Origin of the sequence: Devosia sp. 2618, from assembly GCF_040546815.1 — a bacterium.
Lineage (GTDB): Bacteria > Pseudomonadota > Alphaproteobacteria > Rhizobiales > Devosiaceae > Devosia.
In genome coordinates this window covers 949,930-966,062 of the sequence record NZ_JBEPOO010000001.1, presented here as the reverse complement: position 1 = coordinate 966,062, position 16,133 = coordinate 949,930, and the positions used below count along the sequence as shown (strand labels likewise).

The following is a 16,133-nucleotide window of genomic DNA, read 5'->3' as shown; positions in this document are numbered from 1 at the left end:
TTAGCCCACCCCGACAAGGCGTTGAAATTCAATCGCTTTTATATTTCCCTGTGGGGGCTGCGCTTGGAACGTTCCGCATGGGAATACCCCAAAGCCGCTAAATGAATCTTTGCGGGAATGGGCGGGAGCAAATTTTGCTCAGGATGTGGGGCGCTTGGGGCGGCCGGCAGATGTCTTTTAGCGGATACCCCCACCTAACCTCCCCCTGATAGGGGGAGGAATCTGGCAAGTGGCCGGCCGAGATAATGCCTCAAACACGATAGGGTCCCTTCCCCTATCAGGGGGAGGTTAGGAGCGGGTACTCCGATCCCTCAGCGTTCCCTAGCCCTGCCGGCTCGGCACGTGCACGACCAACCCGTCCAGCGCGTCCTTGACCTTGATCTGGCAGCTCAACCGGCTTTGCGCTTTCACGTCGAAGGCGAAATCGAGCATGTCTTCTTCCATGTTGGACGGGCCGCCGACCGTTTCGGTCCAGGCGTCATCGACATAGACGTGGCAGGTGGCGCAGGTACAGGCGCCGCCGCACTCGGCAATAATGCCGGGAATGCCGTTCATGATGGCGGTTTCCATCACGGTTGCCCCGTTCTGGGCCTCGGTCTCAATACGTTCGCCGTCCTGCTGGACGAAGGTGATCTTGGTCATGGGTCTCGGAGAGCTTGCTGTGTGAGACCGATATAGGGGATGGGGCGGCCGTTTGAAAGGCGACGCTTTACCACTAGCGATGGTAGCAAGCGTCTATTCTTCTCCCAATCGGGGAGAAGGTGGCGCGCAGCGCCGGATGAGGGGGATGTGAGTGCGGCAGGAAACCCCTCACCCGTCTCGGCCTTTGGCCGATCCACCCTCTCCCCGATGGGGAGAGGAATAGAGGGCGTCAACCGGCTACAACCCCAGCAACCGCTCCAGATAATGCTGCTCGACGCCGAACATTTCTTTGGTGTCAGCGATCTGCTTGAGCACCGCGTCGCGGTCGCGACCGACCCGGCCGTCTTTTTCCGCGACGATCAGATTGTTCTTGGGCGTGTGGGCATCGGAGACGAACTCGAACACCTTGGTCTTGTAGCCATGCAGTTCGAGGATCAGCGCGCGCAGGGCATCGGTGACCATTTCGGCCTGGCGCTCAAGGAAGATGCCGTGGCGCAAGAGGTTTTCCAGCGTTGCGTTGGGATTGCCGGCTTCCATCTGGCGGCGGATCTGCTTGTGGCAGCACGGCGCGACGGCGATCAGCGACGCACCGGCTGAAATGCCCTTGTAGATGGCGTCGTCTGTGGCGGTGTCGCAGGCATGCAGGGCGATGACGGCATCGGCGCCGCTGGCGTCATAGTCGAGAATTGTGCCAGGCTCGAAGGTGAGGCCCGAAAAACCGGACTGCGCTGCGGTAGCATTGCCGTCCTTGACCAGACCGTCGCGCATTTCGACGCCGATGATATCGGCCGGACGATTGGCGACATTGGCCAGATAGTCGTAAAGCGCGAAATCGAGATAGCCCTTGCCGGCGCCCATATCGAGGATGCGCGGCTTGTCGGCCTTGATGGCTTGAATCAATGGCGCGAAGATTTCGACCATCTTGTTGATTTGCCTGAACTTATCCTGCGCATCATTGCGCACGACGCCGTCCTTGCCGGTAATGTCGAGGGCATGCAGATACGGCTTGTTGGTCTCGCTCAGCGGGCGGTTCTTGGCGCGGTTGTGGTCGGTGGAGGGGGCGTCCCTCCCCTCGACTTCGGTGCGCTTGATGCGCACCTTGTCGCCATTGCGCTCAAAGCTCATGTCGAACTCTGTAGTCGACAGCTGCGCGCTGCGGAACTCATCCTTGAGCGCGATGCGCAGATTGCCCACGGCCTCGGGCTGGATCTGGTTCTTGATGATGTCGCGCGTCTTGTAGTGGAAGGTGAAGCTGAACTTCTCCGTCCCTTTGGCGACGATCTTCTTGACGTCGATCGATTTGAGATCGGGCTCGGAGCCGTGATAGCCGGCAAGCTTGAGCTTGACGAGCGTATTGGCCGCGAAGGCCGACTTCACGGCGGAGAGGAATTCCTCAATGCGCTCGGTGCTCAATGCCGTTCCTTCGTGGTGAGGAATCGGATGTTGGGGAAATCCTGCTTGGCGCGATCTGCCCACCAGGCATTTTGCGCCAGGAACACGGGCGAGCCGGTACGGTCTTCGGCAATGTTCATCTTCTGGGCGGTGATGAAGCGGTCAATTTCCTTTGGATCATCGCTCTCGATCCAGCGGGCCACTTCATAATTGAGGCTCTCGAAGGTGATCGGCACGCCATATTCCTTGGCGACGCGCGAACTCAAAACTTCGAGCTGCAGCTGACCGACCACGCCCACGATCCAGTCCGCGCCAACGACGCGGCGGAACACCTGCGTGACGCCCTCTTCCGAGAGATCGGACAGCGCCTTGGCCATCTGCTTGGTCTTCATGTGATCGGTGAGGCGCACGCGGCGGATGATTTCCGGCGCGAAGTTCGGGATGCCGGTCACATTGATGGTGGCGCCTTCGGTCAGCGTATCGCCAACCGAGAGCGTGCCGTGGTTGGGGATGCCGACGATATCGCCAGCCACGGCCTGTTCGGCCAGCTCACGGTCGTTGCCGAAGAAAAACATCGGGTTGGACACAGCCATGTCTTTGCCGGAGCGCACGTTCTTGAGGCGCATGCCGCGGGTGAAGGTGCCCGAGCACAGGCGCACGAAGGCGATACGATCGCGGTGGTTGGCGTCCATATTCGCCTGCACCTTGAACACAAAGCCGGTGACCTTTTTGTCGCTTGGCTCGATGGGTTCGGGGATGGCTGGCTGCGGGCGCGGCTCGGGGCCCCACTCGCCCAGTGTGCGCAGCAGCTCGGCCACGCCGATGCCCTTGAGCGCCGACCCAAACAGCACGGGGCTGAGGTGACCGGCATGGAAGGTTTCGAGATCGAACGGCGGCAACATGGCATGGGCCATTTCGAGCGTTTCGAGCGCCACCATAAAGACCGGATCATCGACCAGCTTTTCATTGTCGAGCAGGTCTTCGATGGCGTTGTATTCGGCAATCGGCTTGCCCTGCGGGCTCAGCACGCGCTTTTCGAGCAGGTCGAGATAACCGTGGAAATCGACGCCCTGCCCGATGGGCCACAGCACCGGCGTCAGATCGAGCGCCAGCTTGCCCTGAATTTCGTCGATCAGATCGAGCGGCGACAGGCCCTCGCGATCCACCTTATTGATGAAGGTGATGATGGGGATGTCACGCAGGCGGCAGACTTCGAAGAGCTTGAGCGTCTGCGCCTCGATGCCCTTGGCGGCGTCGATCACCATGATGGCCGCGTCAACGGCCGTCAGCGTGCGATAGGTGTCTTCCGAAAAGTCCGAGTGGCCCGGCGTGTCGAGCAGGTTCAGCGTCAGCCCGTCATAGTCGAAGGTCATCACCGACGAGGTAATGGAAATGCCGCGCTGCTGCTCCATTTCCATCCAGTCAGACCGGGTCGACCGCACACCGGACTTGCCGCGCACCGCGCCAGCCGACTGGATCGCTCCAGCAGCAGCAAGCAGGCGCTCGGTCAGCGTGGTCTTGCCGGCGTCAGGGTGCGAAATGATCGCAAACGTACGACGGGTGCGGAACGGCTCGGCGGAAGGCCGGGGCGAAACCTCGGCAGCGGTGGATAGGGTCATCGGTATCGCTGGACTGTTGGGCCGCGACACAGGCGCGGCAAGGTTGCGCGCTATATAAGGGCTGACGGGGATAGGGTCAAATAGAGGGTGGAGATGGTTGGTGAACTGCAGTGGCACGCCCTCGTGGTTCGAGGGTCGCTACGCTTCCACCTCACCATGAGGGCTACTATTGGCGTGGTGTTGGCCAGCGCTCGCGCGTAGTGCTCATGGCCGCTCCTGAGGCTGCTGGTGCTGCAGTGCTCACAACAGCCCTCATGGTGAGGTGCGAGCCCTTGCGAGCCTCGAACCACGAGGGCGTGGCACCAGACTCACACCAGAAACATTACGCCGGTTCGTTGCTCAGCATACGGGTGATGAACGTGCCCACTTCCTCCACGGCCATGCCCAGATCGGCGATGCGTTCCGGGGTGAGGGGGCGGTCGGCGTGGAGTTCGTCTTCGCAAGCCTTGGCCTGATCGGCGATGGTCCAGGCACCGACACCGCTGGCGGCGCCTTTGATGGCGTGCAGGTTCATCACGATATCGGCCTGCGCTTCGCTTGCTTGCAGGCGTTCCATGTAGATTTTCATCGTGGTGTCGAAAAGCCGCAGGATCTCATATTCCAGATGCTCGTCGCCGAGACACTGCTTGGCCAGGTGCACCAGATCGATGGGCCGCGAGGGTCGCACCTTGCTGATTTCGTCGAGATTTTCGACCTTTGCACTGTTCTGCGCCATACTGGCTAACTCCGTCACACACGTGGCGACGCGTCCGTACAATCGGACAATACCACGATGCTAAGCCTAGCGAGCGGGGGTGAACAGCTGATTAAGCCACACCTATGCCTTTGTTGGTCGATTTGGATGGCGCAGCTTCTTCCCCAAAAAATTAACCTTTGGGTAAGTTTGCGCTCGGTTTGCATCAAATTGAATGTATTAATGGGCTTTGAACCAGCGCGCGGCGGCGACGGTTGGGGAAACGATGCGGGGCAATTGCATCGAATTGTTTCCATTTGACCACCGACCCGGAAACGGGTGGGGAGTCATGACAACTCCTCTATCCGCCTTGTTGCTGTGAAGCCGACGCGAGAGTTGTAAAGAGTATGGCGAAGAACCCGACCCCACAAAACGATCCGGCCGCACTGGCCTTCTCGGCCGTCGAGGACGCTCTCAAGGACTCGGTGTTCAACCTCGATTCCCCACCGGCGCAAGCGCCGGAAAAGAAGCCATCGGACGCCGCGCGCTCGGAACGGCTGCGCGCAGCCGACAAGATTGCCCAGCAGGCCGGCCCCGTCGCCAACGACGACCGCTTCCCGACCTCCAAGATTCTGTACAGCCTGCAGAACCGCTCGTCGTCCGCCCCAACCTGGATCGCCATTGTGCTGTCGGTTGTCTGGCTGGCCGTATCGGGCGCCGTCGCGTGGCTGCGCTATGGCCCGCAGCTGGGCAATTTCGGCCAGTTTGCCGGCACCATCGATTTCATCGCGCTGATCGCGATCATGTTCCTGCCCGTCTTCGGCTTCTTTGCCGTGGCAACGCTGTTCCGTCGCGCGCAGGACCTGCGCAACGCCGCGTCCTCGATCACCCAGGCCGCCGTTCGCCTAGCCGAGCCTGAAGTCACCGCTGCCGACAAGGTCGCTTCGGTTGGCCAGGCCGTGCGTCGCGAAGTCAACGCTCTGGGCGATGGCCTCGAACGCGCCCTCTCCCGCGCCGGCGAGCTCGAAGTGATGATCCACAACGAGGTCACCGCGCTCGAACGCACCTATTCGGACAATGAATCGCGCATGCGTGCGCTGATCGCCGAACTGGCCAGCCAGCGCGAAAGCGTGCTGACCAATACCGAGCGCGTCCGCGAAGCCATCACCGAAAGCCATACCGGTCTGGTGTTTGACCTCGACATGATCAGCCAGCGCATTTCCGGGACCATCGTGGAAAGCGGCGGCAACCTGACCCGCGCGCTTGAAACGGCTGGCAATACGCTGACCAACGCCTTTGGCGAACGCACCGAGGGCTTTGTCTCCCTCGTCGACAACCGCACCACCGACTTCATCTCCGCCCTCGATGACAGCGCCGGCCGCCTGCAGCTGACCTTCGACGACAAGACCTCAACGCTGACCGATGCCCTCGATGCCCGCGCCGGCAACCTGAACTCCGGCGTTGAAAGCCGCATTTCGGCGCTGACCGACGCTCTGGATCACCACGCAACCTCCATTGCCGCCGCGATGGACGAGCGCACCCGCCTGATCGAAGAGCGCACCGGCTCACTTGCCGGCACCTTCGAAGATCGCACCGCCAAGCTTTCGGGCCTCTTGGAAGGCACGTCCGACAAGCTGGCTGCCACGCTGGACGAAACCACGGGCCGCCTGTCGGCATCGATTGACGAACACACCGCATCGCTCTCAACTCTACTGACCGATGGCGGCGCTTCGCTGCTCGATCAGCTGCGCAATCGCGGCCATGAAGTGACCGGTGGTCTCGACATGATCGGCCAGCGCATTGCCGACGATATCTCGGCCCGCTCGCGTGAAGCCGAAGTGCTGCTCAGCGCCCTCACTCGCCAGCTCGACGAGTCAGTGTCCATCCAGCTCAACGCCATGGATAGCCGCCTGCAGTCGGCCGTTATCGAAATCAACGGCGCGCTGGACGAAACCTCCGAACGCGCTCGAATTACCGTATCTTCGGCCGGCATCGACACCCTCAGCCAGTTCGACGCGCGCCTCAATGAAATTGCGAGCGCCCTAGACACGCGCCTCAACTCGCTCGATAGCGTCATTGGCGACAAAGGTGACACCCTGATCGCCCGCCTTGAAGCACAGGGCAGCAGCTTTGCCGCGCGCGCCAATGTGCTCGAAATGGCACTCAACGAAGAATCCGGCCGCTTCAACGACGTTGTTGCCGAACGCACCCGCGAGATGAGCGAAGTGCTCGGTGCGCGGACCAAGGCCGTCACCGAAAGCCTCACCAATCGCAGCCGCGAAATGGCGGATTCTCTGGAAGGCCACGCCGGTATCATCTCTGAAGCCCTCGATGGCCGTACCAAAGCCATCGACGACATCCTGGCAAGCCGCACCAGCGAGCTGGCCAGCACGATCGAAACCCGTGTCCTCGAGTTGGACGAAACCCTTGGTTCGCGCAGCCGCGACATGGGCGAGGCCATCCGCCTGCGCAGCCAGGAACTGGGCGAAACCCTTGCCGGCAGCACCAGTGCATTCGATCAAGCCATCGCCGGCTGTACCCAGCGCCTCGCCGATACATTGGCCGAAAAGACCACCACCCTATCGCTCGAACTCGAGACACGTACGGGCAATATCGCCAGCCAACTCGACGAACGCACATCGTCGCTGGTCGATCAACTCGACACGCGCACGTCGACGCTCACAGGCGAACTCGACGCACGCACCAATCGACTGACCGCTCAGTTTGATGCTCGCACGGCGACCCTAGCCGATGAACTCGATCAGCGCACTTCCTCGTTTACCGGTGAGCTAGACAGCCGGACGACCGCGTTCAACGACCAGCTGGATGCGCGTACCTCGTCCTTCAGTAGCCAGTTCGATGCGCGCACGACCGCCCTGGCCGCAGAAATCGGCGCGCAGACTGATACGCTGACCAGCGAACTTGACGCCCGTTCGATTGAGCTGCGTTCGGCCCTTGATGGCGGCACCCAGCAGCTGGCTCAGGCCGTCGGCACACGCACCCAACAGCTTTCTGAAGCGCTCGGCATGCGCACGCAGGCCTTGTCGGACACGCTTGCTACCCAGACCGCCTCGATTGGCGAAACCATCGGCCTGCGCACCAGCGAACTGGCCGACACCATCGCCCAGCAGGGCGATGAAGCCCGTGCCAAGATCGACGGTTCACTGCGCGTTGCCACCGACGCCATGGGCGAGCGCGTATCGACCATGTCGACGCTCATCACCGAGAAGGTGGCTGAGCTCAACAGCAATCTGGGTCAGGGGCTCGATAGCGCCATTGCCCGCATCTCCGATGCCGAGAACGGCGTCACCGCCCGCATCGACGCCGCCAGCGCCACGGTTGGCGAAAGCGCCCGCCGCGCTGCCGACCTCATCGAGACTGGCGTCAACTCGGCCCGCCAGGCCATTACCGAAATGGTCGACAGCCGGCTTGGTACCCTGCCCGAAGCCATCACCGCGCGCGCCGATATCACGGCCGACCGCCTGGCAGCGCTCAACTCGTCGATCAACACCTCGATCACCCAGTCCATGGCCGACCTCGAAGCCGGTGCGGACCGTATCGAAGAAACCATCGCGACCCGCATCACCGCGGCCACGCAGAATATCTCGACCGACATCGTGTCGACCGCCAACCGCATGGACAACGCCGTTCGCACGGCGCTTGAACAGATCCGGCTTGCTGCGACCGATATCGACGAGCTGCTGACGGTCAAGGCCGTGGGCGCCGTCGACACTATCGAAACGCGCCTGACCACGATCAACCAGAGCGTCGAACAACACACCAATGCCTTTGCGGCGCTGGTTACCGAAAAGTCTGGTGAACTGCAAGGCGCGCTCGCCAGCCACGGCAATCTGCTGCGCGACGCACTGGGCGAAAATGCCAAGGAAGCCGAGACCATCATGGCGGTCTCGACCTCGCGCATTCTCACCGATGTCACCGCGGCGCTCGGCAAGCTCAACGACAGCAACCTGCTGCTGCAGCGCGTGCTCGATGCCTCGACCGCAAATCTGGCCAACCTCGAAACCAGTGTTGCCCAGCAGACCTCGAACTACTCAAATACCGTACGCGACGCGATCGGCCAGACCGAACAGGCTGGCACCATGGTCAGCCAGCACGTTACCGCGCTGCAGTCGACCATCCGCAGCATGGTGGACGAATTCTCGACCGTGCTTGGCCGCCTCGATGCAGAAGCCGTGACCATGCAGCAGGCCTCGACGGCCCTGACGATCACCAGCGACGATGCCCTGCAGACCCTCGAAGACCGTCGCGGCGCCATGGATGCGCTGGCCCAGAGCTTCACGCTCCGCGCCGACGATATCGACGGCCGGATGCGCATGTTCGCCCAGTCGATCGCCGACACCGTCAACGACACGGAACGCCGCCTGATCGGCGCCCGCCGCGCCATGGACGATGCATTGGCGGCAACGACCGGCACCGTGGTCGAAACACTCGGCCAGACCACCGACACCATCACGCAGGCCATCGAGTCCTCGACCAACAGCGTCAACAACGCGCTCTACGCCACCAATGACCGCTTCACTTCGGCGATCAATGGCAATGTGGCCCAGGTCGATAACGCCGTGCAGCGCGCTGCCGAAGCCGCCGCCGCGGCTCTCAGCCAGACCGCTTCGTCGGTTCGCATGGCCCTCAACGACCAGACCACTCAGGTCAACAACACGCTTGAAGACAATGCGCACAAGGTCAGCGATGTCCTGTCCGCAACGGCAAGCAATGTGACCGACGTGCTGACCACCACGACCAGCACGCTGGCCGACACGATCAGCGACAGCACTGTTTCGGTGCGCAACGCCATCGCTTCCAACACCGGTCAGCTGCGCAACGCCATCGACCAGAGCACCGGCACCTTCCGCCAGGCACTGGACGAGACATCGGGCGAAGTCACCGAGCGTCTGGGCGAGTTCCGTGGCGCTGCCGATGCCGAAGGCCGCCGTGCCAATGCTGCCCTGCAGCAGGCCCAGCAGCAGATGGTCGCCGAAATGCAGCGCGCCATCGAAGAAGCCTCGCTGCGCTTTAACGACACCGCCCGCGCCATGCGCGACACCGCCAAGGAAGTTGGCGGCGAGCTGGAAGCAACGCGTGCCGAACTGGCCCGTGGCGTCAACGACCTGCCCGAAGAAACCCGCGCCAGCGCCGCCGCAATGCGCCGCGTCGTGGCCGAGCAGATCGAAGCGCTCTCCGAACTCAACGCCATCGTGCGCAGCCAGCCGGCAACCAACGATCTCAACGATCGTCGTCCGCAGCGCCCTGCCCCACGGTCCGACTACCGTGCCGAGCCACGCAATGACGCCCCGGCCTACCAGCCAGCCCGTCAGCCAGAACCGGCCCGCGAGACCTATCGTGAGCCAGCCCAGCAGACCGCTACCCTGGTTGATCCGATCCGCGCTGCCGAGCCACCACGCCGGGCCGAACCCGTGCGTCAGGCCGAGCCAGTGCGTCAGCCAGAACCCGTCCGCCAGCCACAGCCTGTGCGTCAGCCCGAGCCAGTGGCTGAAGCTGAGCCAGAAGCCGCACCGGCCGAGAATGGTGGTTGGCTGCGTGACGTGCTGCGCAATGCCACGGCAAAGCAGCAGGGCAGCCAACCTCAGCAGTCAGGTCTTTCCGGCCTGACCGACGAGATCGCCCATGCCATCGACGACAACGCCCTTGCCGATGCATGGTCGCGTTATCAGTCCGGCGAATCCAACGTGTTCTCGCGCCGCATCTATACGCTGGCCGGTCAGGGCACCTATGACGACGTCCGCAAGAAGCTGCAGCGCGAGCCAGAATTCGCCCGCACCGCTCAGGCCTACATGGCCGAGTTCGAGCAGCTGCTAAAGCGCGCCGCCGCCGGGTCCAACCCAGCCGCCGAAACCCGGGAATACCTGCTGAGCGACCGCGGCAAAGTCTACACCACCCTGGCCCATGCCAGCGGCCGACTGAACTAAGGTTTGGCGGATGAATTAAAAGCGGCCCCGGAGCGATCCGGGGCCGCTTTTGTTTTTGCGGGGGTGTGGAGGAAACGGAGGTTTCGTGGGAATGACACTGTGTGGCGCAGGATTTCCGCGTGGATTGATCCACCGGGTCATTCCCGCGAAAGCGCGGACCTTCGTTTGGAGCGTGCGGAGGGTTCGGTGACACGACCTCGTCCTTCGACAGGCTCAGGATGAGGTCTACTGGAATGTGGACGGGTCTACCGCGATTTTGAGTAGCCCTCATGGTGAGCCTGTCGAACCACGAGGGCGTGCGCTTACTCGTCTTTGGGTGGCTGCAGTTTGAGCGACAGCAGTACGCAGCCGATGGCGACCACTGACAGGATCGATGTCACGAAGAACGAAGCCGAGCCGTAGTGCATGACAAGCCAGCCGAACAACGTCAGCAGCACGAAGGATGCCCCCTGCACCAGCATATTGGCGAAGCCCTGCGCCTCGGCAGCATTGGACTCATCAGTCCAGTTTGCGACGAAGTGCACGACACCGAAATAGCCGACGCCAAAACTCACCGCATGCATCAGCTGGGTGAACACCAGCACTTCTACCGGCGGATCGAAGGCCATGATGGTGAAGCGGATCAGCGAGGCGATACAGGCGGCCAGGATCATGTTGCGTGCCGAAATGCGCCCGCCAAAACGGCGCCAACCAAACATGATGACTGCTTCGGCCGTGGCGGCCAGCGCCAGCAGCGGGCCGATATAGTAAGACGGAATGCCATTCTGCTCCCAGAGCAGCGCCGCGAATCCGCCGACCACGGCATTGCCGGAATTGATCAGCGCGAAGGCGATCAGCGGCAGCACGAACCAGAGTTTCAGGGAATCCTTGAGCCGCGTCGGAACGGCCTTGGCCAGCGTCAGTTTTTGTTCGGGCGCCCGAAAGCGCGGCAGCAAAAGTGACGTGATGGCGCGAAGCAGCGACATGGCGACGATCAGCGGCACGAAAGCCTGCGAACCGTAGGTGGTCAGCAACAGACCCAGCCCACCTGCCCCCACCACATAGCCGACCGTCGCCCAGACGCGGATCGAACCGAAATCCCCACCGGTGCGCCGGGTCATGCGAACCGTCGCCGCGTCGACCAGCGGCGGCAGCGCCCCATTGCCGAAGGTGCACAGCGTCCACACCAGCATGATGCCCCAGAACTCGGTAACGAACAGCAGCGCGAAGGTGACCGCCGCCCCGAACAGGGAGATGATCATGATCACGTAGCGCCAGTCGCGGGCGCGATCGGCGATGCGCCCGACCAGCATATTGAGCGCGAGCAGCACGAGAATAGGGATGGAATTGACCAGACCGATCTGGTCGGCCGGAATACCGTGTTCGCTCAGCCAGATGCCGAGAAAGACCGCGCTGACTGCCGATGGCAGATAGACGGTGAACTGAAAAAGCGAAGTGCGCAGCTCGGGACTGGCCCAGCGCGAAAGTGCCGACGGCATGAAATGGTGACTCCGGGCAAATCAGGGCCCGGAACTCTTGGTGCAACGCTTGGCTATCCAACGCAAGGAGGAATTATCCCCTGTCGCGCCGCACAAAAAATAATGTCAGCTGGCGGCGCGGCGCAGACGGAACTTGCGAGGCTCGCCGACCACCATTTCGGTCCACTTGACCAGCTCGAACGCGCCGTCCTGGTTCTCTACAATGGCGGTGCAGCTTTCGACCCAGTCGCCCGTGTTGATATAGTGGATGCCGAGGCGATCATGCATGTCGGCGAAATGGATGTGGCCGCAGATCACGCCGTCAACGCCCGATTCCTTGGCCTCATGCACCAGCGCTTCCTCGAAGCGGCCGATGATCGAAACGGCGTTCTTGACCTTCTGCTTGGCCCAGGCGCTGAGCGACCAATACTGCAGACCAAGGCGACGACGCACCCAGTTGATCGCGATATTGATGCGAAGGGCCGCGTTGTAGGCCCAGTCGCCGACATGGGCGAGCCACTTGGCATTCATCACCACCACGTCAAACTGATCGCCGTGAATGACGAGATAGGTCTTGCCGGTGGCTGACGTGTGGACTGTACGGTCCACAAATTCGATCTCGCCGAAATAGGTGCCGAGATATTCGCGCAGGAACTCGTCGTGGTTGCCGGGCAGATAGATGATGCGCGTACCGGCATTGGCCTTGTCGAGCAGCACCTGGATCAGCACGTTATACTCGCTGGGCCAGTGCCAGGCCTTGGCCAGACGCCAGCCGTCCACGATGTCGCCGACCAGATAAATGGTCTCCGCATCATGAGCGCGCAGGAACTCGATGAGTTGACCGACCCTTATCGGCTTCATGCCGAGATGGACGTCCGAAATAAATATAGCCCGGACCTGTCGGACTTCGCGGTCATCCGCCATCAAGCAACGACTCCTGCTTCATGGGGCGCACTTTATCCGCGGATTTTGTCGCTGGAAACCTTTCACCGCGAGAAGGTGGGGAAAGGTGGCAACGTGCCGCGTTCAGCGAATGCGGGCCTTGAGCGCCACGATCCGGTCGTAGCTCTGCTCGATCCGGGCCTCAAAGGTCGGATCGACCTTGGCTTCGGCCACCAAAATATCGAGGATTTCCTGCCCGAGTCCGGCGCGATACTTGGCCGTATTGGAAAACAGCAGCACGTCCATGCCGGCGCGAACGGCCGAGGTGACGGTTTCTTCGAGCGTGAAATGATCGCGAATGGCGCCCATTTCGAGGTCGTCGCTGATCACGACGCCGTTAAAACCGAGGTCGTCACGCAGGACGCCGGTGATCCATTGCGGCGATAGCGACGACGGGGTCTTGGCGTCGGCGTCGGAATAATCGGCATGATAGAGGTGGCCAACCATCACCATGTCGGCGAGGTCGTCGGCGATCAGGATGCGGTAGGGATCGAGTTCGCTGGGCTGCCAGGTCTGGGTGATATCGACAAAACCTTCATGGCTATCGGCGGTCGATGAGCCGTGGCCGGGGAAATGCTTGAGCGAGGTCAGCAGCCCCGCCGTGTGGTGCGCTCGAACGAACGCTTCGTCATAGGCGGCGACCACTTCGGGATCAGCGCTGAACGCACGGCCAAACCGGGCGATGACCTGGTTGTTGGGGTTGAGGTTCACATCGGCGACGGGGCCGAAATTGACGGTGAAACCGAGTTCGGCAATCGAGGCAGCCATCTTGGCATAGATGGCTTCGGCCTGCTCGGGGGTATTGTTGGCGGCAATACTGGCGGCGTTGGGGATTTCTTCGAAGCCAACCGCCTTTGTCAGGCGCTCAACCGCCCCGCCCTCCTGATCGAGCGTGATGAAGGGCAACAGCTCCGGCGACGCAGCGCGGAATGCGGCGTTCATCTTGGAAACGGCGTCGAGCGTTTTGACGTTGGTTTTGAGGAACATGACCCCGCCAATGCGACCGGCGGCCAGTTCATCACGGAGCGCGACGACGGGCGCGCTGCTTACATCGTCGCCCTGAAAGCCGATGACGATCATCTGGCCGGCCATCTGCTCGAGCGTCGCCGCCTGAACGGTCAGCGGCAGGGCGAGAGCGGCCGTGGCGATGGCTGCAAGGCGGAGGAAATTTCGGGTCACAGTGCCGTCCCAAGCTCGAATCGTTGCGTGACGATGACCGGCAAATGCAGCCAAAACAATGGCGAGCCCAAATTCTAGGCAGTACCCCCCATTTGGGGGATGAGTCTGGCACCACTTCGTGCCACAGTTGGGATGGTAACTTGGGCTGCGGACCGTTTTTCAACCTTTCGGTCAGCGATACCGTTGCCTAGAGCGGGCGGGGATCTTGGGGTCCCCGCCCGCGATTGTTTTCAGACTAGCGGTTCTGACGGTTCTCGATCAGGTCATTCACCACCGCTGGATCAGCCAGCGTCGAGGTGTCGCCCAGCGAACCGAAGTCGTTTTCGGCGACCTTGCGCAGAATGCGGCGCATGATCTTGCCGGAACGGGTCTTGGGCAGGCCGGGCGCGAACTGGATCAGGTCAGGCGTCGCGATCGGGCCGATTTCCTTGCGGACCCAGGTGCGCAACTCGGCCTTGAGGGCGTCGTCACCGGTTTCGCCGGCCATCAGGGTCACATAGCAATAAATGCCCTGCCCCTTGAGATCGTGCGGATAGCCGACAACGGCGGCTTCGCTGACCTTGGGATGGCTGACCAGCGCGCTTTCGACTTCGGCGGTACCGAGACGGTGGCCGGAGACGTTCAGCACGTCATCGACGCGGCCGGTAATCCAGTAATAGCCATCCTCATCGCGGCGACAGCCGTCGCCGGTGAAGTAATAGCCCTTGTACTGGGTGAAGTAGGTTTCAACGAACCGCTTGTGGTCGCCATAGATCGAGCGCATCTGGCCGGGCCAGCTGTCCTTGATCGCCAAAACGCCCTCGGCCTTGGTCTGGTCCTGAATACGGCCCTCGGGCGAGAGCACGAGAGGCTGCACGCCATAGAAGGGCACGGTGGCGGAGCCGGGCTTGGTGGTGATGGCGCCGGGGAATGGCGCGATCATGTGGCCGCCGGTTTCGGTCTGCCACCAGGCATCAACGATGCCGCAGCGATCCTTGCCGACATGCTTGCGATACCACATCCAGGCTTCCGGATTGATCGGCTCGCCAACCGTGCCAAGCAGGCGCAGGCTGGGCATATCGTGCTTGTCGACGAAATCGGCACCCGCGCCCATCAGCGAACGGATCGCGGTTGGGGCAGTGTGGAAGATGTTGACCTTATGCTTTTCCACCACCTGCCAGAAGCGCGAAGCATCTGGATAGGTCGGGACGCCTTCAAACATCAGCGTGGTCGCGCCATTGGCCAGTGGCCCATAGACGATATAGGTGTGACCGGTGATCCAGCCCACATCGGCAGTGCACCAATAGACCTCGCCATCGCGATAATCGAAGCTGAGCTGGTGGGTGAGCGAGCCGTAAACGAGATAGCCGCCCGTGGTGTGCAGCACGCCCTTGGGCTTGCCGGTCGAACCCGACGTATAAAGGATGAACAGCGGATCTTCCGCATTCATCGGCTCTGGTGGGCAATCGGCGCCCACCGTGGCGACGGCGTCGTGGTACCAGACGTCGCGACCCTCGATCATGTTGATCGGATTGCCGGTCACCTTGACGACGATGACCTTTTCGACGCCTTCGGTCTTGGCCAGCGCCTCATCGACATTCTTCTTGAGCGCGATGGTCTTGCCGCCGCGACGGCCTTCATCGGCGGTCAGAATGATCTTGCTACCGCAGTCGGTGACGCGGCCGGCAATCGAGTCGGGCGAAAAACCGCCAAAGATCACCGAGTGAACGGCGCCGATACGCGTGCAGGCGAGCATCGCCACAGCGGTATCGATGATCATGGGCATGTAGATGGTGACGCGATCACCCTTCTTGACGCCATTGGCTTTCAGCACATTAGCGAAGCGGCAAACGCGATCATGCAGTTCGCGATAGGTGGCCTTGCCATCGGTGCCCGGCGTATCGCCTTCCCAGACGATTGCGGTTTGATCGCCGCGCGTCGCCAGATGCCGATCAAGGCAATTGTAGGAGACGTTGAGCTCGCCATCCTCGTACCATTTGATCGAGACGTCCGGGTAAGCGAACGTGGTGTTCTTGATCTTGGTGGGGAATTTGGTCCAGTCGAGGCGCTTGGCTTGCTCGGCCCAGAACGCGTCGGGATCGCTCACCGACTGCGCGTAACGCGCATCATAATGTTCCTTGGTCGTGTGGGTGCGTGCGATCGCAGCCGCACTTGGCTGGAATACGAGCTGCTCGCTCATAGTCATCCTCCATTGTCTCTCCCGGCATACGTTCTAATGACCGCTTCCCGAGGGGGCAAGGTCTTGACTCTGCAACTTAATGGGTAACTCCGCGTGTATCGCGTC

At 61.8% G+C, this 16,133-nt stretch carries 9 protein-coding genes; 1 reads left to right on the top strand and 8 read right to left on the bottom strand.

From position 1 onward, the window contains the following. Positions 1-321 precede the first annotated feature (321 nt). The 4 genes from ABIE28_RS04785 to ABIE28_RS04770 form a co-directional block, all read right to left on the bottom strand. Positions 322-642: a 2Fe-2S iron-sulfur cluster-binding protein gene (locus tag ABIE28_RS04785; RefSeq protein WP_295887110.1), complete on the bottom strand. Its 321-nt coding sequence runs from the start codon at positions 640-642 to the stop codon at positions 322-324. 237 nt (positions 643-879) lie between these two features. Then, positions 880-2,055, bottom strand: a complete 1,176-nt coding sequence (locus tag ABIE28_RS04780; RefSeq protein WP_354060626.1) for a class I SAM-dependent methyltransferase — start codon at positions 2,053-2,055, stop codon at positions 880-882. Next, on the bottom strand, positions 2,052-3,653 hold the full coding sequence (locus ABIE28_RS04775) for a peptide chain release factor 3 (protein ID WP_354060624.1): 1,602 nt from the start codon (positions 3,651-3,653) through the stop codon (positions 2,052-2,054). Before ABIE28_RS04775 ends, ABIE28_RS04780 begins: the two co-directional genes overlap by 4 nt. A gap of 322 nt (positions 3,654-3,975) precedes the next feature. Next, positions 3,976-4,368, bottom strand: a complete 393-nt coding sequence (locus tag ABIE28_RS04770) for an Hpt domain-containing protein (RefSeq protein ID WP_354060622.1) — start codon at positions 4,366-4,368, stop codon at positions 3,976-3,978. 365 nt (positions 4,369-4,733) lie between these two features. On the opposite strand from ABIE28_RS04770, the gene ABIE28_RS04765 reads away from it, so the two are divergent. Further along, positions 4,734-10,271, top strand: a complete 5,538-nt coding sequence (locus tag ABIE28_RS04765; RefSeq protein WP_354060620.1) for an apolipoprotein A-IV repeat region-like domain-containing protein — start codon at positions 4,734-4,736, stop codon at positions 10,269-10,271. 302 nt (positions 10,272-10,573) lie between these two features. On the opposite strand, the gene ABIE28_RS04760 is transcribed toward ABIE28_RS04765, so the two are convergent. The 4 genes from ABIE28_RS04760 to acs form a co-directional block, all read right to left on the bottom strand. Next, positions 10,574-11,749 (bottom strand): MFS transporter, encoded by a 1,176-nt coding sequence (locus ABIE28_RS04760; RefSeq protein ID WP_354060618.1) that lies wholly within the window; start codon positions 11,747-11,749, stop codon positions 10,574-10,576. A 105-nt stretch (positions 11,750-11,854) separates the two neighbouring features. Next, complete coding sequence (locus ABIE28_RS04755) at positions 11,855-12,652, bottom strand: UDP-2,3-diacylglucosamine diphosphatase (RefSeq protein ID WP_354060616.1); 798 nt, start codon at positions 12,650-12,652, stop codon at positions 11,855-11,857. Positions 12,653-12,754: 102 nt separating this feature from the next. Next, positions 12,755-13,849 (bottom strand): glycoside hydrolase family 3 N-terminal domain-containing protein, encoded by a 1,095-nt coding sequence (locus ABIE28_RS04750; RefSeq protein WP_354060614.1) that lies wholly within the window; start codon positions 13,847-13,849, stop codon positions 12,755-12,757. A gap of 235 nt (positions 13,850-14,084) precedes the next feature. Next, positions 14,085-16,028 carry an acetate--CoA ligase gene (gene acs, locus ABIE28_RS04745; protein ID WP_354060612.1) on the bottom strand — a complete coding sequence of 648 codons (1,944 nt, stop codon included), beginning with the start codon at positions 16,026-16,028 and terminating at the stop codon, positions 14,085-14,087. Positions 16,029-16,133: the final 105 nt, after the last annotated feature.

What these genes read in the sequence shown, in the direction of transcription:
- ABIE28_RS04785 (WP_295887110.1), bottom strand. Translation starts at nt 642, where the DNA reads ATGACCAAGATCACCTTCGTCCAGCAGGACGGCGAACGTATTGAGACC.
- ABIE28_RS04775 (WP_354060624.1), bottom strand. Translation starts at nt 3,653, where the DNA reads ATGACCCTATCCACCGCTGCCGAGGTTTCGCCCCGGCCTTCCGCCGAG.
- ABIE28_RS04770 (WP_354060622.1), bottom strand. Translation starts at nt 4,368, where the DNA reads ATGGCGCAGAACAGTGCAAAGGTCGAAAATCTCGACGAAATCAGCAAG.
- ABIE28_RS04765 (WP_354060620.1), top strand. Translation starts at nt 4,734, where the DNA reads ATGGCGAAGAACCCGACCCCACAAAACGATCCGGCCGCACTGGCCTTC.
- ABIE28_RS04760 (WP_354060618.1), bottom strand. Translation starts at nt 11,749, where the DNA reads ATGCCGTCGGCACTTTCGCGCTGGGCCAGTCCCGAGCTGCGCACTTCG.
- ABIE28_RS04755 (WP_354060616.1), bottom strand. Translation starts at nt 12,652, where the DNA reads ATGGCGGATGACCGCGAAGTCCGACAGGTCCGGGCTATATTTATTTCG.
- acs (WP_354060612.1), bottom strand. Translation starts at nt 16,028, where the DNA reads ATGAGCGAGCAGCTCGTATTCCAGCCAAGTGCGGCTGCGATCGCACGC.